Consider the following 20,429-nt stretch of genomic DNA (forward strand, 5'->3'; position numbering starts at 1 on the left):
ACTTGTACGCAGCCCTCGGGCGCGACGGTAAAGACTGCGACCAAACCGGCAGCGAAGCCGGCCCGATACGATCGCCAAGCGTGGCAGGATGAAGCGCCACGGGCCAAGGACGCCTATCGACGACGTTAAGCCATCGTCAGAGCGCAAATGACCGGATTTTGCACTTGATGGGCTCTCGCAATTTCAGCATGTGTCGGCCGGGCTAAGCCGCATCTGAGTGGAAGCTCGTCTGCACCGCCTTGAATCTAGGCCAGCCGACGTCGGCTGGTTCCGCGACGGCAGCGTGGCCGGGCCGGATGATTGCATCGTCCCGCCCTGGCGCCAACATCCTCAGTAGGTCATGCCATAGCCGAATGGGAACAGCGGTACCGCGCTGTCGTGCGGCAGGTCCGGCCGCTGCGCCGCCACCGCCGCTTCGGTCGACGGCAGTTCGACCGGGAGTTTACCCTGCGGTGCCACTATCCCGGTCAGCACGTCCAGCAGGGCCGCGTCGCCGATGCCGAAGTTGGCGATGACGGCTGCGGCCTTGTCGACGATGTTGGCAAGCAGGGCGGGGCGGTCCAGATACACCGTGACGATGGTCGGTACCTTGGCGCTGATCCGCTTGATGGCATCGTAGTCGGCATTCCCGTCGCGGAAGGCCAGGCTTCCTTCGTGCGTGAGCAGCCCGAAGATGTAATTGGGGTGGAGCCGCTCGAACGGCGCGGCCGCCCGCACGATGGCGACATCGGCCAGTTCGGGCTCGGCCACCACCTGCAGGCCGTGGCGGCGCGCCGTGTCCGCGTCGATCCCGCGCAGGTAAACTTTCAGGCCGGCTGCCCGGAGCGGCAGGACACCGCCCTTGTTCTGCAGTAGGACGAGCGACCGCCGCTGGGCGTCGAGCGCAGCGGCCTGAAATGCGGCCGTGTTCACGCGCGCGCCGGCCTGCGCCTCGTCGACGAACGGATTCTCGAACAGGCCTTGCTCGAATTTCTGCAGCAGGATGCGCATGACGGCGCGATCCACCAGTTCCACTGCCAGTTCGCCAGCCTGGACGGCGTCCACCAGCAGCGCCGACGCGTCGGTCCCGCCGAACTGGTCAACGCCGGCGTCGACCGCCTTGACCATGCGCGCGCGCTCGCTGAGCATCTCGACGCCCCAAGGCGTGCCCCATTTCGGGAAGAACGCCAGTGGGTAGGCGCCAGCGGGCACGCCGTCGATGCACGCTTCCGCGCAATCCCTGGTCACCGCCCAGTCGCTTAGCACGACGCCGTCGAAGCCGCGCCGGCCGCGCAGCAGGTCCGTCAGCAGCGGCTTGTTGAAGGCCCCGCCGACGTGGTCCAGCGTGATGCCTTCGACGCTGACCTCGCCGTCGGGGACGGAATACGTCGGCATGATCGAACCCACCTTGGCTGCGAACGCGCCATCGAACGGTTTCAGGTGGTAAGCGAAATTCCCGCCCGGGAAGGCCATGTGCTTCCCGTAGGGGTTGTGGCTGTCCCAGCCATCCTTGGCGGCGCCGTAGCCGGCCCAGTGCTTTACCACCGCGACGACGCTGCCCTGGCGAATGCCTTCCGCGCCGTTCTGCAAGCCTTCGACATACGCCTGTACGTGCCGGCTCGCGACGTCAGCATCCTCGCCGAAGGTCGCATAGGCGCGCGACCAACGCGGTTCGGTCGCGAGGTCGGCCTGCGGTGACAATGCGACGGCAATGCCCACGGCGCCGTATTCCTGGCGCACGATGTCGCCAAAGGTGTGTGTGACTGCCGGATCGCCGATCGCGGCCAGGCCCAGCGGGTTGGGCCAGGTCGAGAACGAACCGGCGGCCACGCCCTGGCCGACGGTTTCCAGGAAGTGATGGCGCGGATCGGAGCTGATCGAGACGGGGATGCCCAGGCGCGATTGTTCCGCCAGCGCCTGCAGCGTGTTGTGGGTAGCGGCCAGGCGCGCCGCGTCGCCGTTCTGGCGCGTCAGGAAAGTGTTGATCCGGTTTTCCTCGAGCAGCTTGCGGGTGGCGGCGACATCCAGCGTCGCGTTCTTGGCATCGAGGACGATGGTGCCGTGGATCATGACCCCGGCTTTTTCCTTGAGTGTCATCATGCCCACAAGGTTGCGCGCGCGCTCGCGCGGCGTGAGACGCCAGTCTTCGTAGGCATCGAGGACGCCATTGCGGTTCAGGTCGCGGAATTGCAGACCGTCGACCGACAACGCTGGAACCGTACGGCTACCCGACATGGCTTGCGCGGTAGGCGCGGTGCCGGAGGTGGAAGCACAGCCCCAGAGGGCGCAGCAGGCGGCGATCGCGCCCATGCGGGTGGTATTCATGCGTGATCCTTGGTCGTGGAAGAAAGAGTATGCGGCGTGAAACCGGCGGCGGCAGCGAAGGCTGAGTCCTGGCCGGCGTGTTGCGAGGTCGGGGTGGCTTGCATTCGACGGTTCGGCTACCGCGGAACGTGCTGGTCGAGTGCGCCGGCGGCACCGCTCAGGGCGGCGAGCGTATCGGTAATGACAGGCGTCGGGATGCGCTCCAGATAGTCGCGGAACCGCCCCTTGGCTTCGAAACGCGCTCGGAACGCCGAGGCGAAGAAGCGCTCGCCCAGTCGCGGGACGATGCCGCCGCCGATATACACGCCAGCTCGGGCACCCATCGTAAGGGCCACGCTGCCGGCGAAGTTGCCCAGCAGCGCACAGAAAGCGTCGAGCGTTGCCGCGCACATTGCGTCGCTGCCGTCTATGCCGTATGCGACGATCTGTTCGGCGACGAGGTCCCGCGCGGCGTGTCCGTTCACGTTCGCCACAGCGCGGTACAACGTTGGCAGGCCCAGGCCCGATAGCAGCCGTTCGCCCGACACGTGCGGTAGCGCCTGGCGGACGTGGACCAGCAGGGCGCTTTCGTAGTCGTCAGCCGGTGCCAGCGTCGCGTGGCCGCCTTCGCCCGGCAATGCCACCCATCCGACCGGCGTGCGCACGACACCGGCGACGCCGAGGCCCGTACCCGGCCCCACGGCTGCCATGACATCTCCCAACGGCTGGCGCGGCAAGTCCGCGCGCAGCTGTGAAGGACGTAGCCGCGGCAGCGCCAAGGCCAGCGCTTCGAAGTCGTTCAGCAGTAGAAGGGCGTCCAGCCCAAGTCGCTCTTGCAAGGCATGGCGGGAAAAACGCCAGCCGTTGTTGGTCATGACGACGCTGTCGCCGCCGATAGGCGTGGCCAGCGCAAGCGCGGCCGCGCATGGGCGATCCGTCGTGGCACCGTCTTGCTCGAGGCTGGTCAGGTAGGATTCGATTGCGTCTGCGATATTGACGTGGTCTGCCACCCGAAGAGTGCGTAAATGTGCAGGGATGCCATCCGGACCTTCGATCAGGGCGAAGCGCGCATTCGTGCCGCCGACGTCGCCCACCAGACGGGGAAAGCCCAGCGCCAGCGCGGAAGTCGGGACCTGCACTGACACGGGCCGCAACAAGGAGGAGGCATGTGGGCGGGCGTGTGGACGGGACAGATGGTGCTCGGATGTGATCATGGAAATCTCTCGAAAGCGAAGGTTGCACGAGGCCTGGCGGCAAGCGTGCGCGTGCCGCGATGGACAGTAAGGGGTTGTGTGGCGTGCGCCGGAGCGTCAGCTGGTGTATGCCCAGATGCGCTCGGCGACTTCGGTCAAGCGCTCGCGCATCCAGGTCGTGGCCGGGTCATTGCTCTTGTATTTGTGCCATTGCAGCATTTGCACCAAGTGAGGAATCTTCAGTGGCGGCTCCCATATCGTGACGGGCAGATACGTGCTGGCTTGCTCGGCCACGCGTCGGTGCACGGTGGCGATGCGATCGGTTCCGATCACCAGCGCCGGCAGGGCGGCCATGGTTGGCGCTGTCACCTCAATGCGGCGTTTTACGTCGAAGCTATCAATAAACCAGCTATCGAACGCCGAGCCTTGCTGTCCGGCGGAGAGGTTAAGGGTGACGTGGCCGCAGGACAGGTAGTCGTTCAGCGTCAGTTGCTCGCGCACGTGGGTGTGGCGACTCCAGGTAACGCACACGTACTCCTCCTCGAAGAGCGTGCTGGACGGATGGTTCTTTGATAGGAATTGCGAAGGAGCGATCAAAAAATCTGCCTTGCCCTGCTCGAGCATCTCGCCCGCCTGATAGGTCACGCTACGCATGTGGATGCGAACGCCCGGGGCAGCCTGGAACAGCGATTCGAGCAGGGGCGGGATCAAGATGGTCGTTGTGAAGTCTGACGCCAGGAGTGTAAACGAGCGGGTTTCCAGCGCCGGGTCGAATTCCGGTTGGGTCGCGATCGTCGAGTCGATTCGCATCAGCACTTCGCGGACGGGCTCGATCAACGATTCGGCGCGCGACGTGAGCAGCAATTGGCGCCCGGAACTGACCAGAAGTTCGTCGCCGAAGTAGTCGCGCAGGCGCGCCAGCGCATTGCTGGTGGCCGGCTGACTCAGGTGGATCTTTGCGGCAGCGCGGCTGATGCTGCGCTCCGTGAGCAGGGCGTTGAGGACGACAAGCAGATTCAGGTCCAGTTTATTGAAGCGCATGGCGTTTCCTGTCAGGCCGATTCGCGTACGACAAGCGAATGTTGCAGGGTGCGCGAACCCGGGGCGCCGCCGGCCAAACGCTCCAGCAGCAGGTTCGCAGCCTCTGCCCCAAGTTCGAACATCGGCTGGGCAATCGTTGTCAAGGCCGGCTCGAACACCTGGGATAGCGGAATATTGTCGAAACCGACTACGGCAATGTCTTCCGGCACGCGCCGACCGGCTCGGCGGAACGCTTTGATCGCGCCGATGGCGAGCGTGTCGGAAACGGCGAACACGCTGGTAGGCGGCGATTCCTGGGCCAGCAGCGCACCCGCCGCCTCCATGCCGAAGCTATAGTCCGTACCGCGCGCGATCCGTATCAACTGTGGTTCGATCACGAGGCCCGCGCGGCGTAACGCCATCTCGTAACCGGCGCGGCGCTGGCGTGCCCACGCGTAATTCTCGTCTGCGCCGAGCAGGGCGATGCGCCTATGTCCCCGGTTGATCAGGTATTGCACAGCATCGACGGCAGCCTGTTCGTGGTCGATGCTTACGTGCGGTACATGACTCTCTGGATTGAATTCCGAGCACGAGACCCACGGCAGGTTGGGCACGTCTCTCAGGACACGCGGGAGGTCGTGGTAGTTGGCCAGGCTGATCACGCCGTCGACCAAGCGGTTGTACAGGATGTCAAGTGAGTGGCCCTCGCGCGCCAGCGTGTCGGGCGCGCCGCTGAGCACGATGTTATAGCCCTGCCGGCGCGCCACTGATTCGATGCCCTTGACGGTTTCGGAAAAAAACGGATTGGCGAAGTCTGGCATCAGCACCAGCAACAGGTGACTTTCGCCCCGCATCAGGCTGCGCGCGAACATATTGGCCCGGTAGCCGAGCGCCTCTACGGCTGCCTCGACGCGTTCTCGTGTGTGGGCGTTCACTGGCTTGCTGGAATTAAGCACGCGCGAGACAGTGGCGATGGAAACCCCGGCATATTCTGCGACGGCATTGATCGACGCCGCTTTTGTAGTGTTGTGCGTGCCAACGTTTACGTCAGTGGGCGGGGAGCGCATGTCGGTGGGGCGTTTGGCGGGCATTAGAGTGAGATCGAAAATCCGTGTCGGAGGAAAAGGCTTACCTAATATACCTGAATCCGATATCACAGAGACACTTCAGGTATTGATTTTATCGATGCGTACCTATCGATAAAATGATATCCAGCATAGTGGGAAAAGGCATGGGAAAGCCGATAAGATAACTTTCATGGATTTTTCCCGGTAGGAAAAATGATGTTTGGAAGACCGCACGTCATCAAGGAGACTCTCATGTACGTACCCCTGTTCACCTCATGGTGCTGGCATTCCTGATCTGATCAGCCGATACAGATGACCACTACTCGCTGCTCCTGATCCAGACACCTCATTTCTTGAAGGGCTCCGAGCATGTCGTCTTCCACATGGAAGCCCCGATGGAGGTACTGCAGGCCGGCACGCGCTTCTTGAACAAAGGCTACCGGTCGTTGGGGGGGCAGGCCGCCACAAGACGGGCTCGAACCGGTTCTGGCACTTCAGTAGCCCGCCTGCCACGTCGACTGCGACTCCGTATAGATTTGCATGACAACGCCTGGACCGCGCGTGCCGTGCCGATGAGCGCGAACGCCTCGCAACTGTCCTTTTCCAGCGGTGCGACAAATGGGCGCCGGCTGGACCGCCGCCGTCGCGGACGAACGGCACTGAGACGGAATACGGCCACAACAAATGCAGGGTTTCAAGGCCGCCTCGACGCGAACAAGGAGACAAACATGGCAGCACCCATCAACAAGGTACTTATTATCGACGGCGGCTTTTCTGGTATGGCCGCCGCCATCGAACTGCGCAAGCACGGCATCGATGTCGAACTGCTTGAGCTCAACCAGGACTGGCGTTCGTACGGCGCCGGCAACAACATGGCCGGCGCCAGCATGTGCGTGCAACCTCAACCCGGCGTAATGGACGCGTTCATGGAAGAGAGCGCGGCATCGAACAGCGTCGATGGCTACATTGCGACCGGCTGCAGAGCGGCCAGACTGCCGACGCCGAGCATCGCCGGCCACGACGTGCCGGGCGATTGCGCGATCATGCGCGCTTCGCTGGCGCGTATTCTCGCCGATGTCACTCGTGCGTCCGGTACCCATATGCGCCGAGACGCTGACGGCGCTCGTCGCCCCGATTCGAGGAGCTATCCATGAGCATCCCGTTCATCGAGCTGTCGTTGCCGGACGAGTCACACACGGAGACAACATGAGTCAGTCAGCATTACCTTTGCATCGATTGAACGTTCTTGTGGCACTGTTCGCCGCGGCCCCGCTCCCGTACGCCGCCGCTGTCACTCTTGCGCCGGAAGCGGCCGATACGCCGCTGAGCGTGGTCGTCGTCAGCGCCACGCGCGCCGAGCACACGAGCTTCGACCTGCCGGCCGCCATCGACGTCGTCGACGCGGACCGCATCGGCGCCGCCCAGCCGCGCGTCAACGCGTCCGAGGCGCTGGCCGCCGTGCCGGGACTCGTCGTGCAAAACCGCCAGAACTATGCGCAGGACCTGCAGATCTCGTCGCGCGGCTTCGGCGCGCGCTCGGCGTTCGGCGTGCGCGGCGTGCGCCTCGTCGCCGACGGCATCCCAGCCACCATGCCGGACGGCCAGGGCCAGGCCGCGACGTTCAATCTCGACATGGCCGAGCGCATCGAAGTCCTGCGCGGCCCCTTCTCCACCTTGTACGGCAACCACGCCGGCGGGGTGATACAACTGTTCACGCGTGATCCACGCGGCGCGCCCTATATCGAAACGAATGTCTCCGCCGGCAGCGACGGCATGCGCAAGCTTGATGTCAACACGGGCGGCAAACAGGGCGCCTTCGGCTGGCTGCTGGACGGCTCGCGTTTCGAGACGGACGGCTACCGCGCCCACAGCGCCGCCACGCGCGACCAGGCCTATGCCAAACTGACGTTCGACACGTCCGTCACAGGCAAGTTGACCGTGACGGCGAGCGGCTTGCGCCAGGACGACACGCAGGACCCGCTCGGCGTGACGTGGGCCACGTTCCAGCACGACCCGCGCGCGGGCGAGATCGACACGACGGATACGCAGACGCCCAAGCGCACCCTGGCCGACCGCTACGACACCCGTAAAAGCATCCACCACACGCAGGTCGGCCTCGCGTGGGACGAGAAGTTCGGCCAGGACCGCCTGCACGTCGCGGTCTACGGCGGCAACCGCAGCGTGATCCAGTACCAGTCCTTCTCGAAGGCGTTCCAGGCCCCGGCCAGCCATTCCGGCGGCGTGGTCGATTTCGACCGCGATTTTTATGGTATCGACGCGAACTGGCTGATGGTGCGCCCGCTCGGCGATGGGAGTCTCCGCACGACCGTCGGCCTGGAAGCCGGTAAATCGAACGATGCCCGCAAGGGGTACGAGAACTACGTCGGCACCACGTTCGGCGTGAAGGGGAACCTGCGCCGCGACGAGGAAGACGAGGTGCGCAACGTCGATCCTTACCTGCAGCTGGAATGGGAGCGTGGACAGTGGGTGTTCACGGGCGGCCTGCGCCACAGCCGCGTGAGCTTCGACGTGGACGACCACTATCTCGCGAACGGCAACGACGGCGGCAGCGTCGACTACCGCCACACGACGCAGCTGCTCGGCGCACTGTACAAGGTCACGCCGACATTGAACGTCTATGCCAGCGCGGCGCGCGGCTTCGAGACGCCGACGCTGAACGAAGTCTTTTACTCGGGCACGGGCAACGGCTTCAACTACCGCCTCGGCGCGGCCACGAGCACGCAGCTGGAGCTTGGGGCCAAGGCCCTGATCGGCCAGGACGTGCGCGTCAATGCGGCCCTGTTCCAGGTGCGCACGCACGACGAGCTGGTCGTCGACAGTTCGAGCGGCGGCCGCACCACCTACCGCAACGCGAGCGCCACCCTGCGCCAGGGCCTGGAACTGTCGCTCGACGCCGACCTGCGCGCAGGGTTCTCCGCCCGCGTGGCGGCCACGGTGCTGCGCGCGATCTACGACGAGGCGTTCACCGGCGTCGCCGAAGGCAACCGCCTGCCGGGCGTGCCGCGAACGAGCCTGTTCGGCGAACTGGCGTGGAAGGATGCGGACGGCCGCCTGCAGGCCGCGCTGGAGACCATCGCCAGCGGCAAGGTCTACCCGGACGACGCCAACGCGGCGACGCCGGCGCCGGGCTACGCGATCGTCAACGCGCGGGTACAGGCCAGCCAGCCGCTGGGCGCGTGGCGCGTGCGCGAGTACGCGCGCGTGAACAACGTGTTCGACCGCACGTACGTCGGCTCCGTCATCGTCGGCGACAGCAACAAGCGCTATTACGAGGCGGCGCCGGGCCGCAACTGGGTGCTGGGCGCCAGCGTCCAGTATCAATTCTGAGAGGGGGAAGTGCCGTCGTGTCGCGATCAGAACAAGTGTCGCCGCTCCCCACGCTTTTGCGATCCGGGACGGCAAGCAGGTTATCGATATTGCGAAACTGGCCGGAAGGCGATTGCCGAAATCGTTATAAATTTTTCCGATTTCCTGACACATCCTTCAATTTCCCAATGCTACTATTCTTGCATAACGCAAACGAGGACACCGCAGAATGAGCATGCTCGTCAATGGCGTGGGTAGCGTTACTGCCCAGGCACTGGCAAGGGACCGGAAAGACATTGGGTCCGCCGGCGCGGAGCTTAGTGTCAGGCATGAGAAATGTGCTAATTTTTTTGCCGAGCATGGCATCTCGACACCGAGCCTGCTGTTCGATACGTTGTCCGATACCTACTATTTTGCCAAAAACCGCGCCGGCCAGTTCGTTTGGGGTAACCGTCTGCTGCAGGAAAAGCACTCGCTGCTTGACGTCAACGACATCATCGGCAAGACCGACCACGACTTCTTCCGACGCGATATCGCTGACCGTATCCGTGCCGACGACCTCTCTGTCATGGAGCGCGGCGTTATCGTCAAGGACAAGCTGGAGGTGATCGGTGGCGACAATGGCGAACTGACCTGGCTGTTCACGACCAAGGCGGCGATCCGTAACAGCCAGGGCGAAGTGGTCGGCATTGAAGGCTTCTCGCGCGACGCGCAGCGCTCGCAGGACGTGATCGCCCCGTTTCGCGAATTCAAGGCCTGCATCGAATACCTGCAAGAACACCTGATGGACAGCGTCAGCATAGACCATCTGGCCAAGCTGTCGTGCATGTCGCTGTCGACGTTCGAGCGCAAGTTCAAGCAGCACTTTGCACTCACTCCGAAACAGTACATCCTGCACATGAAAGTGCACGAGGCGTGCCGCCTGCTGCCTACCGCGAACAGCATCGCGCGCGTTGCAATGGAGACGGGATTCGGCGGCCAGAGTTATTTCACGAAGCAGTTCCGCAGCGTGGTGGGTATCACGCCCAAGCAGTACCAGCTATCGCTGGCGGCCGAACGCGCCTCGACGGTGCGGCGCGGCGCGGCCCGACCGGCGAACAGGGCGCAGCAAACGTAGCGGAGGTAGCAATCGCAATACCCCGACAGACATACGCCGCGCCGGTTATGTCGGCGAGAACCCGGCGCCGTGAACCTTTCGGGATCGCGGCAAGGTTCACGCCGTAGTCGAAGAATTCTGAACCGCAAAAGAACACTACTGGAGACACGATGAAACAAGCAATCAAAGCAACTGTGCTCATGACCCTGCTGGGCGCCGCGTGCGCGTCGCACGCAGCCGGCGCCCACGCCGAGCCGAAGGTCGGCGTGCAACTGTGGTCCGTGAAGGACGAGATCAAGCAGGACTTCGAAGGCACGCTGATCAAGATCGCCCAGCTGGGCATCCAAGGCGTGGAATTCGCCGGCGTTCTCGGTCCGTACGAGAACAATCCGGCGGGCCTGAAGGCCTTCCTGGCCAAAAACCGGCTCGAGTGCGCCGGGGCCCATACGCGATTCAGTGCGCTGGAAGGCGCCCAGTTCGACAAGTTGGTCGCGTACTACGAGGCGGTCGGCTGCAAGAACCTCGTGATCTCGATGGACAAGCGTGGCGCGACGCCAGGAGAGGCCGCCGAGATGAGCAAAGAGCTGTCCGCGATGCAGGCCAAGCTCGCCGCAAAAGGCATGCGCATCGGCTACCACAACCACGAGCAGGAAATGATCGGCGACGTCGGCAGCACCCCGTGGGACGTGATCGCCAAAAACACGCCGAAGGGCGTCATCATGCAGCAGGACGTGGGCTGGACCACGTACGCCGGCAAGGATCCTATCCACTACGTGAACGCATACCCGGGCCGCACCTATACGACCCACTTCAAGGCCAAGTTCGTCAAAGGCGCGACCGGCGGCACGCCGATCATCGGCCAGGACAAGACGGACTGGATCGGCCTGACGAAAGCCGTCGAGCAGGTCGGCGGCACCGACTGGATCATCATCGAGCAGGAAGAGTATCCGAAGGGCATGGGGCAACTGGAGGCGGTGACAGCATCCTACAAGGGGCTGAAATCCGTGCTGGATACGGTCAACGCCAAGTAATCACCCACTTTGCCAAAGTAGCGGCCGACGTTACTACGTACTTGTAACGTCGGTCGAAGCTGCAACCTTCTATGAAACCATGAGTCTCTCTGTCCGTTTCAACAACATCGTCAAGGATTTCGGTCCCGTGCGCGTGCTGCATGGCGTCGACTTCGCGCTCAAGCCCGGGCGCGTCGTCGGCCTGCTCGGGGAGAACGGCGCGGGCAAGTCGACCCTGATGAAGATCCTGGCCGGCTATGAGCGCGTCACGGCCGGCCAGCTGCTCATCGATGGCGTGCCTCGCCACTTCGCTGACGCGCGCGAAGCGGAAAAGCTGGGCATTAGCCTGATCCACCAGGAATTCAACCTGGCCGAGCACCTGACGATCGCCCAAAACATTTTCCTCGGCCATGAAAAGACGCGCGGTCTGCTCCTCGACCGCGAGGCGATGTCACGCGAGGCGGCCACTTACCTTGCGCAGGTGGGCCTCGACGTCGATCCGGACACGCGCGTGTCGGAACTGATCGTCGCCGAAAAGCAGCTCGTCGAAATCGCCAAGGCGCTTTCCCGCAAGGCCCGCCTCCTTATCATGGACGAACCGACGGCCAGCCTTTCGCCCGGCGAGACGGTCAGACTGTTCGAGCTGATGTCCCGTCTGAAAAGCGAAGGTGTGACCATCGTCTACATTTCGCACAAGCTCGACGAGATGGAAGCGCACACCGACGAAGTCGTCGTCATGCGCGATGGGAGCTTCGTCACGCGCGCCGCCACGGCCGACGTCGATCGCCGCCAGATGGCCAACCTGATGGTCGGCCGCGATGTGTCCGACATGTTCCCGCCAAAGAAGTACGTGACGCCCGATGCGCCCGCGCTGCTACGCGTGACAGACCTGATCGTACCTGGGTGGGTCGAGAACCTCTCGTTTGAAGTGCGCGCCGGCGAGATTCTCGGCTTCGCGGGCCTGGTTGGTGCCGGCCGCACGGAAGCGTTCGAGGCGCTGCTCGGCCTGCGCAAAAAGAGCGCGGGGCTCGTCGAACTGGAGGGGCGCGCCGTCGACATCCGCGATCCGCGCGACGCCATGGAGTTGGGTTTTACCTACCTGTCCGAGGACCGCAAGGGCAAGGGCCTGCACGTGGATCTCGGGCTGCGCGAAAACCTGACCATGATGACGCTGGAGAAGTACGCACATCCATGGCTCGACCTGAATGCCGGTCGCGCCGCGCTCGACAAGGCGATCCACGATTTCGGCATCCGCCTGCGCGATCGGGACTGCGCGGCCCGTTCCCTCTCCGGCGGCAACCAGCAGAAGCTCGCGTTGGCGAAGTACTTGCATTCGAACCCACGCGTGATCGTGCTGGACGAGCCTACGCGCGGTGTAGACGTCGGCGCCAAGCGCGACATCTATGCATTGATACACCGCCTGGCGGCGGAAGGTCGCGCCGTCGTCGTCATCTCGTCCGAACTGATCGAACTGATCGGTCTATCGCACCGGGTCGCTGTGCTGCACGGTGGCCACCTGCAGGCCATGCTTGGACCGGACCAACTCACCGAAGAAAACCTGATCGCCCATGCAACCAACACCCACCACTCCTAGGAAGCCGACCACGCCGGGTACGTCCGACACTACACCCACGGCGGCACAAAAAAACCTATCTGCGCGTTTCAAAGGCATGGGTCCGGTCGTCGCGCTGATCCTGCTGTGCATCGCCGGGGGGCTCATGAACCCGGACTTCGCTACGCTCGACAACATGATGAACGTACTCACGCGGACGGCGTTCATCGGCATCATCGCTGTCGGCATGACGTTCGTGATCGTTTCTGGCGGCATTGACCTGTCAGTCGGGTCAATGGCGGCGCTGATCGCCGGCAGCATGATCGTCGCGATGAATTTCCTCGCCACCGGCGCCCACGCGCCCGGCCCGGTTACGATTGTCCTTGCCGGCGTCGTGCTGGCGCTCGTATTCGGGGCCGTATTCGGCGCGGTACACGGGTTCCTGATCACACACGGGAAGATCGAGCCGTTCATCGTCACGCTGGGCACGCTCGGCATCTTCCGCGCCTTGCTCACCTGGCTGTCCGACGGCGGCGCGCTGACGCTCGATTTCAACCTGGCCGAGACCTACGGCCCCGTGTACTACCAGAGCGTGCTGGGCGTGCCGATCCCGGTGTGGGTATTCGCGCTGGTCGCCGCCTCCGGTGTCGTGATCCTGAACCGCACCGCATTCGGCCAGCACGTGCAGGCGATCGGCTCGAACGAACAGGTGGCGCGCTACGCCGCCATCCGCGTCGACCGCGTCAAGCTGCTGACCTACCTGCTGCTGGGCGTGTGCGTCGCCATCGCCACGGTGCTCTACGTGCCACGTCTGGGGTCGGCCACTCCGACCACGGGCATCCTGTGGGAGCTCGAGGCGATCGCTGCGGTCGTCGTCGGCGGTACGTCGCTCAAGGGCGGCGCCGGCCGCGTGCTGGGCACGGTCGTCGGCGCGATCCTGCTGTCCGTGATCGGCAACATCCTTAACCTCACCAGCATCATCAGCGTGCACCTGAACGCCGCCGTGCAGGGCCTGGTGATCATCGCCGTTGCTTACCTGCAGCGTGGTCGCCGCTGAAGCGGCGCTCGACAACACGAAACGAAAGAATTGAGGCCAGATATGCGTTCATTGAAACACCCTGTCATCAAGCTCGCCGCCACCACGGTGATTGCGCTCGGCGCCACCCAAGCCTACGCCGCCGACAGGCTGACGATCGGCGTGGCCGTTCCCACCGCCACGCACGGCTACACAGCCGGCATCGTGTACTGGGCTAACCAGGCCAAGAAGGATCTGGAAGCGGCCAACCCGAACCTGAAGGTCATCGTCAAAACCGCCGGCACGCCACCGGAGCAGGCCAACCAGATACAGGACCTTGTCGACGTCAACAAGATCGGGGCGCTGGTGATCCTGCCGTTGGACTCGGCGTCGCAAACGCAGCCTGTGAATCAGGTGAAGAACAAGGGCGTGTACGTGACTGTGGTCGACAGGGGACTGACCAACCCGGCTGCGCAAAACGCCTATGTCGCCGGCGACAATGCCGCCTTCGGTCGCCTGGCCGCCGAGTACATGGGCAAGCGCCTGAACGGCAAGGGCAACATCGTCGTGCTGCGGGGCCTGCCGACTACTGTCGACAACGACCGTGTGAACGCCTTCAACGAGGAGATCAAGAAGTACTCGGGCATCAAGGTGCTGGACGCGAAGTACGGCAATTGGAACCGCGACGATGCCTTCAAGGTCATGCAGGATTACCTCACGCGCTTCAAGCAGGTCGACGCCGTCTGGGCCGCCGATGATGACATGGCGATCGGCGTACAAAAGGCGATCGAACAGGCCAAGCGCACCGATATCAAGGAAGTCGTCGGCGGCGGCGGCGCCAAGTTTGCCGTCAAGAAGATCATGGATGGCGACAAGCTGGTGCGGGCTGACGTCTCGTATTCGCCCCGCTTCATGTATGACGCGATCAAGATGACGGCCGAGGCGCGGCTCAAAGGCCAGGCGCTGCCGGCCAAGACGATTGTCCCGTCGGTCCTGATCACGAAGGAGAACGCCAAACAGTTCTACTTCCCGGAATCGCCGTACTAAAAACAAAACACAAAACGAAGGGTTCTCATGAAGACCATCAAGGGACCGGCGATCTTCCTCGCCCAGTTCATGGGCAAGGACGCCCCGTTTGATACGCTCGACCACCTCGCCGGCTGGGCGAAGTCGCTGGGCTACGAAGGTATCCAGCTGCCAACCGACCCGCGCCTGATCGATCTCGAAAAGGCCGCAGATAGCCAGACCTATGCCGACGAGATCAAGGGTGTCGTCGCAGCCCACGGTCTCCAGATCACGGAGCTGTCGACCCACCTTCAGGGGCAGCTCGTGGCCGTGCACCCGGCCTACGACCAGCTGTTCGACGGCTTCGCCGCGCCTCACGTACGCGGCAATCCAAAGGCGCGCCAGGAATGGGCCGTGAACCAGCTGAAGGCGGGGGCGAAAGCCTCGCAACGCCTCGGCCTCGTCACGCACGCAAGCTTCTCCGGCGCCTTGGCCTGGCCCTACCTGTACCCGTGGCCCCAGCGCCCGGCCGGGCTGGTCGACGAGGCTTTCGCGGAACTGGCGCGTCGGTGGACGCCGATCCTGGACGCGTTCGACGAGGTGGGAGTGGACGTCTGCTACGAACTGCACCCGGGCGAAGATCTGCACGACGGGGTGACGTTCGAGCGCTTCCTGGAAGCGACGAACAACCACCCGCGCGCCAACATCCTGTACGACCCGAGCCATTTCGCGCTGCAGCAGCTCGACTACCTTGCGTTCATCGACATATACCATGAACGCATCAAGGCGTTCCACGTCAAGGACGCAGAGTTCCGTCCGACCGGACGCCAGGGCGTGTACGGCGGCTACCAGGCCTGGGGCGACCGCGCAGGCCGCTTTCGTTCGCTGGGCGATGGCCAGGTCGACTTTTCAGCGATCTTCTCGAAGATGGCGCAGTACGACTTCGCCGGCTGGGCCGTGCTCGAATGGGAGTGCTGCCTGAAGCATCCGGAGGACGGCGCGCGCGAAGGCGCGGACTTCATTCGCAGCCACATCATCCGCGTGGCCCAGCGTGCGTTCGACGACTTCGCCGGCAGCGGCGTCGACCGCGCTCAGCTGCGCCAGCTGATGGGGATCGCAGCATGAATGTGGCGAACACCCCGCGCCGACTCCGCTTGGGCATGGTGGGCGGTGGTGACGGCGCCTTCATCGGTGCCGTCCACCGTATTGCCGCGCGCCTGGACGACTGCTACGAGTTCGTGGCGGGCGCGCTGTCGAGCGACGCGCAGCGGGCCATCGCGAGCGGCGCCGCACTGCGTCTCGAACCGGACCGCTGCTATACGGACTACCGCGAGATGGCACGCGCCGAGGCGGCCCGCGAGGACGGCATCGACGTCGTTGCCATCGTAACGCCGAATTACCTGCATGCGCCGGTTGCCACCGCCTTCCTCGAAGCAGGCATCCACGTCATCTGCGACAAGCCACTCGGCATCACGCTGGCCGAGGGCGAGGCGCTTGTCGACCTCGCGCGCGCAAAGGGCCTGGTGTTCGCGCTGACGCACACCTACTCGGGCTACCCGATGGTGCGCCATGCACGCGAGCTGGTGGCCGCTGGCGCCATCGGCGAGGTGCGCCAGGTGCACGTCGAGTACGCGCAGGACTGGATGGCGGACGCCGCAGCCCAGGACCCTGCCTTCCAGGCGACCGACTGGCACAACGACGCGCGCCGCGCCGGACCGACCGGCTGCACGGGCGACATCGGCACGCACGCGTTCCACATCGCCGGTTTCGTATCCGGCATTCAGCCGAACGAGCTGCTGGCGGAGATGCATTCGTTCACGCCCAACCGCGCGCTCGACGACCACGTGCAGGTGATGCTGCGCTACCCGAACGGCGCGCGTGGCACGCTGTGGGCGAGCCAGATGGCTGCCGGCTGCGAGAACGCGTTGAAGCTGCGTGTATTCGGCACTAAGGCGAGCCTTGCGTTCGACCAGGAGCATCCGAACGAGCTGTGGATTACGCCGCAGGGCGGCAGCGCGCAGCGGCTCACGAGAGGGCGCGTGCGCGGGGATGCCGCGGAGCATGCGACGCGGATTCCAAGTGGCCATCCGGAGGGGTATCTGGAGGCGTTCGCGCAGTTATACCGGGATGGGGCGGCGCAAATTCATGCGATGGTCGCCAAGCAGCCGCCGCCAGCCGACGCGGCATGGCTGCCGGCGGTGGAGGATGGTGTGGCGGGGCTTCGCTTTATCGATGCGGTGCTGGAGAGCGATCGCAGGGGGTCGCGCTGGGTCAGCCTGTGACGTCCTCGATACCCGAGGAATTGCGACGTGCACCCCGATCAGCTCTGAGCGAATTCATCGGCTTCATCGACAGGCGTCACCTGTGCACCCCTCAAGAATATCGGCGCCAAACGCAGCGCCAAAACACCTTTGAAAAATCAACGGAGATGTATTAGATGAGCGGCAACATCATGACTATGAGATCGAAGCAGGCATTCAGAATGCGGTTCCTCGGAAGGCTATCCCTTGACAGGTGCAGCACAGCCATCGCGGCAGTGGTGATGTCCTGCGCTACTGGTCTGGCTTGCGCCGGAGACATCAGCGCTGGTGCCGACTGGTCCTACTATCACGGCAATCCAGGTGGCACTCACTATTCGACACTCAAGCAAATCAACACATCGAATGTCAAACGCCTGCAGGTTGCTTGGACCTACGATACTGACGATGGCGCAAAGCCCGCTCCGGGTGGCGATATGCAGGCTAACCCACTGATTGTCAAAGGGAAGCTGTATATCGTCTCACCGAAGGGCCGTGTCATTTCGCTCGATGCAGCCACCGGAAAGGAGCTTTGGAAGTTTGACCCTGCGAACGGCGAGCCCGTCCTCACTCGACAGCGGTTACGAGGAGTGTCCTATTGGAGCGACGGAAAGCAGGCGCGCATTCTTGCAACATTCGGGGCGCGTCTGTACTCCCTTGATGCAATCAGCGGTAAGTTGGATCCTAAATTTGGCCAAGGCGGCAGTATCGACCTGCGCGAAGGCCTTGGGCGTGAGCCAGGCACGATTTCGGTATCCAACGTAACGCCCGGTGCGGTGGTTAAAGATTTGATTGTGATGGGCAGCACAGGCAGCACACCGGGACATATTCGCGCATTTGATGTCCACACAGGAAAGATGCGATGGATTTTCCATACCATTCCGCAACCAGGCGAAGAAGGTTACGACACGTGGCCTGCGGATGCCTGGAAAACCGCAATGGGCGTCAACAACTGGGCCGGCATGTCGGTCGATCCAAAGCGCGGTCTGGTTTACGTGCCGCTCGCGTCGCCGGGCATGGGCGACAAGGATTTCTACGGCGCTGACCGAGTGGGCGATAACTTGTTCGGAAATTCGCTGGTGGCGTTGGACGCGGCGACGGGTAAGCGCGTCTGGCATTTTCAGTCCGTGCGACATGATATCTGGGACCGCGATTTTCCCGCGCCCCCGACCCTTGTAACCGTAGTTCGGAACGGCAAACGTGTCGATGCGGTCGCGCAAATCACCAAGTCGGGCTTCGTGTTCGTGCTCGACCGGGATAACGGCAAGCCACTGTTCCCGGTCGAGAGCAAGGCCTACCCAGCCTCGGATATCCCGGGAGAGGTGACGGCGCCTGAACAGGTCCTGCCGACGCGTCCAGCGCCATTTGCGCGTCAACAGGTCACCCGAGACCTCTTGACCAAACGAACGCCAGAGGCCAACGCCGCAGTGACCAAGATTTTTGATGGGGTCAGTAGCAGAGGCCAATTCGATCCGCCGAGTGAAAAGGGAACCATTATTTTTCCTGGACTTGACGGCGGCGGGGAGTGGGGCGGAGCCGCCTACGATCCGGAAACCGGCAACCTGTACGTGAATTCAAACGAAATGGCCTGGATCTTGCGGTTGAAGCAGCGTGCGCCCCAGGTAGCAGGTAATAGCGGCCGCGCCGTCTTCCTGAACAACTGCGCGGCATGCCATCGGGAGGACCGCAGCGGCAGCCCGCCAGAGTTTCCGTCGCTCCGTACGGTAGGCGAGCGTCTTCCCGAAGACCATATCGAGCGAATCGTCCGCAATGGCAACGGTCGCATGCCGGCCTTCGGAGCGCTGGGCAATGACGACATCAAAGCGGTCGTGAATTATCTGCGCAACCCGGACGACACCGCCCCGCCCCAGGAATCGAAAGAAGTTCGGGGGAATACGGACCTGGGTGGCGGCTACGTGTTCGAAGGCTATAACCGGTTTCTCGACCCGGACGGGTATCCGGCGGTGACCCCGCCATGGGGCACGCTCAACGCGATCAATCTGAACAGCGGCGAGTACTCATGGAAGATTCCACTGGGCGAGTATCCAGAGTTGGCCGCCCGCGGCCTGCGGAACACCGGGAGCGAGAACTATGGCGGCCCTGTTGTAACGGCTGGTGGGGTCCTGTTCATCGGCGCCACAGTCTACGACAATCAGTTCCGGGCATTCGACAAGCGTACTGGTGAACTGCTGTGGCAGGTGTCGCTGCCTGCTGCCGGCCTGGCCACGCCAGCTACCTACGAGGCGGGTGGGCGGCAATTTGTCGTGATCGCAGCTGGCGGCGGCAAGAATAAAAAAGGGCCCGCAGGCGGAAAGCTGGTAGCGTACGCGCTGCCACGCTAATGATCTGCATGATAACCACGAATAAACGGAACCGCCGCGTCGCAATCGCGTTTGCGCTGGCCGCCGGCCTGCTGCACGTAGCGCTGGCAGCCGGCGGCGTGCCGATCGCGCCGGACGATCGCAAGCTGCTGTACACGGGCCGCGTCGATTTCACTAATCCGAAGGCGCCCGTGATCACCTGGCCGTCGACGAGCGTGGCCGGCAACTTCACCGGCACCTCACTGGCCGTCACGCTCGACGACGAGAAGGGGAAGAACTACTTCAACGTGTTCATCGACGGCCCGGACGGGGCTCCCCTGATCCTGCAGGCGGACCAGGGCAGCAAGACCTACGCGGTGGCGAGCGGCCTCGCGCCGGGCCGACACAGCTTCCTCATCACCAAGCGCACGGAAGGTGAGGAGGGCGCGACCGTGCTGCGTGGCCTGGAGCTGGCCGACGGCGGCCAGCTGCTGCCGCCTCCGCCGCGCCCGGTCCGCCGCATCGAGTTCTTCGGCGATTCCATCACGAGCGGCATGGGCGACGAGGCACCGATGAACGGCCGCGACGACATGGGACGCGACAAGAACAGTTACCTTTCCTACGCCGCCGTAACGGCGCGGGCACTGGACGCGGAACTGCACATGACGTCGCAAAGCGGCATCGGCGTGATGATCAGCTGGTTCCCGTTTACGATGCCGGACTTCTACGACCAGCTGAGCGCGGTTGGCAACAACGATACGCGCTGGGACTTCACACGCTGGACGCCGGACGTGGTCGTGGTCAACTTGCTGCAGAACGACAGCTGGTTGATCGGTCGCGACCACAAACTGCAGCCCGAGCCCGATGAACAGGCGCGCATCGCCGCCTACGCTGCCTTCGTGCAGCGCGTACGCCAGCTGTACCCGCGGGCCTATATCGTGTGCGCGCTCGGCAGCATGGATGCCACCCGCGCCGGGTCTCCATGGCCCGGCTACGTGCGCACGGCCGTCGAGCGCATGCACGCCGGCGGCGACACGCGTATCGACACGCTGTTCTTCGATTACACCGGCTACACCCAGCATCCGCGCCTGAAACACCACCAGGACAATGCCGCCAGGCTGACCGCTTTCATCCGGCGGAAGATGGGTTGGTAAGTAAAAGGGCCGCTCGAGAGCGGCCGTATTCCGGTACTACGCGATCAGAATCTGGAGCGCGTGCCCAGCCTCTGGCGCATGCCTGGCCCGTATCGCCTGCAGACGGGCAC

At 63.7% G+C, this 20,429-nt stretch carries 15 protein-coding genes; 11 read left to right on the forward strand and 4 right to left on the reverse strand.

Annotated elements, in window-relative coordinates; translation table 11 throughout:
• Window positions 1-330 precede the first annotated feature (330 nt).
• The 4 genes from P0M04_RS21015 to P0M04_RS21030 all read right to left on the reverse strand — a co-directional run bounded on the left by P0M04_RS21015 (window position 331) and on the right by P0M04_RS21030 (window position 5,587).
• Window positions 331-2,304, reverse strand: a complete 1,974-nt coding sequence (locus tag P0M04_RS21015; protein WP_259447177.1) for a glycoside hydrolase family 3 protein — start codon at window positions 2,302-2,304, stop codon at window positions 331-333.
• A 116-nt stretch (window positions 2,305-2,420) separates the two neighbouring features.
• Window positions 2,421-3,497, reverse strand: coding sequence for a glucokinase (gene glk, locus P0M04_RS21020; RefSeq protein WP_259447176.1), 1,077 nt, complete (start codon window positions 3,495-3,497; stop codon window positions 2,421-2,423).
• A gap of 96 nt (window positions 3,498-3,593) precedes the next feature.
• Window positions 3,594-4,517: a LysR family transcriptional regulator gene (locus P0M04_RS21025; protein WP_259447175.1), complete on the reverse strand. Its 924-nt coding sequence runs from the start codon at window positions 4,515-4,517 to the stop codon at window positions 3,594-3,596.
• Window positions 4,518-4,528: 11 nt separating this feature from the next.
• Window positions 4,529-5,587, reverse strand: a complete 1,059-nt coding sequence (locus P0M04_RS21030; RefSeq protein WP_259447174.1) for a LacI family DNA-binding transcriptional regulator — start codon at window positions 5,585-5,587, stop codon at window positions 4,529-4,531.
• A gap of 704 nt (window positions 5,588-6,291) precedes the next feature.
• Between P0M04_RS21030 and P0M04_RS21040 the strand changes: the two genes are divergently transcribed.
• From P0M04_RS21040 to P0M04_RS21090, 11 genes are all read left to right on the forward strand, one after another.
• Entirely contained in the window at window positions 6,292-6,717 is a 426-nt protein-coding gene (locus P0M04_RS21040) for an FAD-dependent monooxygenase (protein WP_259447173.1), read from the forward strand.
• 94 nt (window positions 6,718-6,811) lie between these two features.
• Entirely contained in the window at window positions 6,812-8,911 is a 2,100-nt protein-coding gene (locus tag P0M04_RS21045) for a TonB-dependent receptor family protein (RefSeq protein WP_371877204.1), read from the forward strand.
• A gap of 208 nt (window positions 8,912-9,119) precedes the next feature.
• Window positions 9,120-10,007 carry an AraC family transcriptional regulator gene (locus P0M04_RS21050; protein WP_259447171.1) on the forward strand — a complete coding sequence of 296 codons (888 nt, stop codon included), beginning with the start codon at window positions 9,120-9,122 and terminating at the stop codon, window positions 10,005-10,007.
• A 149-nt stretch (window positions 10,008-10,156) separates the two neighbouring features.
• On the forward strand, window positions 10,157-11,017 hold the full coding sequence (locus P0M04_RS21055) for a sugar phosphate isomerase/epimerase family protein (protein ID WP_259447170.1): 861 nt from the start codon (window positions 10,157-10,159) through the stop codon (window positions 11,015-11,017).
• 79 nt (window positions 11,018-11,096) lie between these two features.
• Complete coding sequence (locus P0M04_RS21060) at window positions 11,097-12,590, forward strand: sugar ABC transporter ATP-binding protein (RefSeq protein ID WP_259447169.1); 1,494 nt, start codon at window positions 11,097-11,099, stop codon at window positions 12,588-12,590.
• A 76-nt stretch (window positions 12,591-12,666) separates the two neighbouring features.
• A complete protein-coding gene (locus tag P0M04_RS21065) occupies window positions 12,667-13,605 on the forward strand; it encodes an ABC transporter permease (RefSeq protein ID WP_259447168.1) in 939 nt (312 codons plus the stop codon).
• A 42-nt stretch (window positions 13,606-13,647) separates the two neighbouring features.
• On the forward strand, window positions 13,648-14,610 hold the full coding sequence (locus tag P0M04_RS21070; protein WP_259447167.1) for a substrate-binding domain-containing protein: 963 nt from the start codon (window positions 13,648-13,650) through the stop codon (window positions 14,608-14,610).
• A 27-nt stretch (window positions 14,611-14,637) separates the two neighbouring features.
• Complete coding sequence (locus tag P0M04_RS21075) at window positions 14,638-15,693, forward strand: sugar phosphate isomerase/epimerase family protein (protein ID WP_259447166.1); 1,056 nt, start codon at window positions 14,638-14,640, stop codon at window positions 15,691-15,693.
• Window positions 15,690-16,850 carry a Gfo/Idh/MocA family protein gene (locus P0M04_RS21080; RefSeq protein ID WP_281042059.1) on the forward strand — a complete coding sequence of 387 codons (1,161 nt, stop codon included), beginning with the start codon at window positions 15,690-15,692 and terminating at the stop codon, window positions 16,848-16,850. Before P0M04_RS21075 ends, P0M04_RS21080 begins: the two co-directional genes overlap by 4 nt.
• A gap of 155 nt (window positions 16,851-17,005) precedes the next feature.
• Entirely contained in the window at window positions 17,006-19,207 is a 2,202-nt protein-coding gene (locus P0M04_RS21085; RefSeq protein ID WP_259447164.1) for an outer membrane protein assembly factor BamB family protein, read from the forward strand.
• Between the two features lie 8 nt (window positions 19,208-19,215).
• Window positions 19,216-20,319 carry an SGNH/GDSL hydrolase family protein gene (locus P0M04_RS21090; protein ID WP_259447163.1) on the forward strand — a complete coding sequence of 368 codons (1,104 nt, stop codon included), beginning with the start codon at window positions 19,216-19,218 and terminating at the stop codon, window positions 20,317-20,319.
• Window positions 20,320-20,429 lie beyond the last annotated feature (110 nt).

This window comes from Telluria mixta (assembly GCF_029223865.1).
In the GTDB taxonomy this organism is placed as follows: domain Bacteria; phylum Pseudomonadota; class Gammaproteobacteria; order Burkholderiales; family Burkholderiaceae_D; genus Telluria; species Telluria mixta.

Bases quoted from the DNA above. Each gene is read 5' to 3' on its own strand.
- P0M04_RS21015 (WP_259447177.1), bottom strand. From the start codon at position 2,304: ATGAATACCACCCGCATGGGCGCGATCGCCGCCTGCTGCGCCCTCTGG.
- glk (WP_259447176.1), bottom strand. From the start codon at position 3,497: ATGATCACATCCGAGCACCATCTGTCCCGTCCACACGCCCGCCCACAT.
- P0M04_RS21025 (WP_259447175.1), bottom strand. From the start codon at position 4,517: ATGCGCTTCAATAAACTGGACCTGAATCTGCTTGTCGTCCTCAACGCC.
- P0M04_RS21030 (WP_259447174.1), bottom strand. From the start codon at position 5,587: ATGCCCGCCAAACGCCCCACCGACATGCGCTCCCCGCCCACTGACGTA.
- P0M04_RS21040 (WP_259447173.1), top strand. From the start codon at position 6,292: ATGGCAGCACCCATCAACAAGGTACTTATTATCGACGGCGGCTTTTCT.
- P0M04_RS21050 (WP_259447171.1), top strand. From the start codon at position 9,120: ATGAGCATGCTCGTCAATGGCGTGGGTAGCGTTACTGCCCAGGCACTG.
- P0M04_RS21055 (WP_259447170.1), top strand. From the start codon at position 10,157: ATGAAACAAGCAATCAAAGCAACTGTGCTCATGACCCTGCTGGGCGCC.
- P0M04_RS21060 (WP_259447169.1), top strand. From the start codon at position 11,097: ATGAGTCTCTCTGTCCGTTTCAACAACATCGTCAAGGATTTCGGTCCC.
- P0M04_RS21065 (WP_259447168.1), top strand. From the start codon at position 12,667: ATGGGTCCGGTCGTCGCGCTGATCCTGCTGTGCATCGCCGGGGGGCTC.
- P0M04_RS21070 (WP_259447167.1), top strand. From the start codon at position 13,648: ATGCGTTCATTGAAACACCCTGTCATCAAGCTCGCCGCCACCACGGTG.
- P0M04_RS21075 (WP_259447166.1), top strand. From the start codon at position 14,638: ATGAAGACCATCAAGGGACCGGCGATCTTCCTCGCCCAGTTCATGGGC.
- P0M04_RS21080 (WP_281042059.1), top strand. From the start codon at position 15,690: ATGAATGTGGCGAACACCCCGCGCCGACTCCGCTTGGGCATGGTGGGC.
- P0M04_RS21085 (WP_259447164.1), top strand. From the start codon at position 17,006: ATGAGCGGCAACATCATGACTATGAGATCGAAGCAGGCATTCAGAATG.
- P0M04_RS21090 (WP_259447163.1), top strand. From the start codon at position 19,216: ATGATAACCACGAATAAACGGAACCGCCGCGTCGCAATCGCGTTTGCG.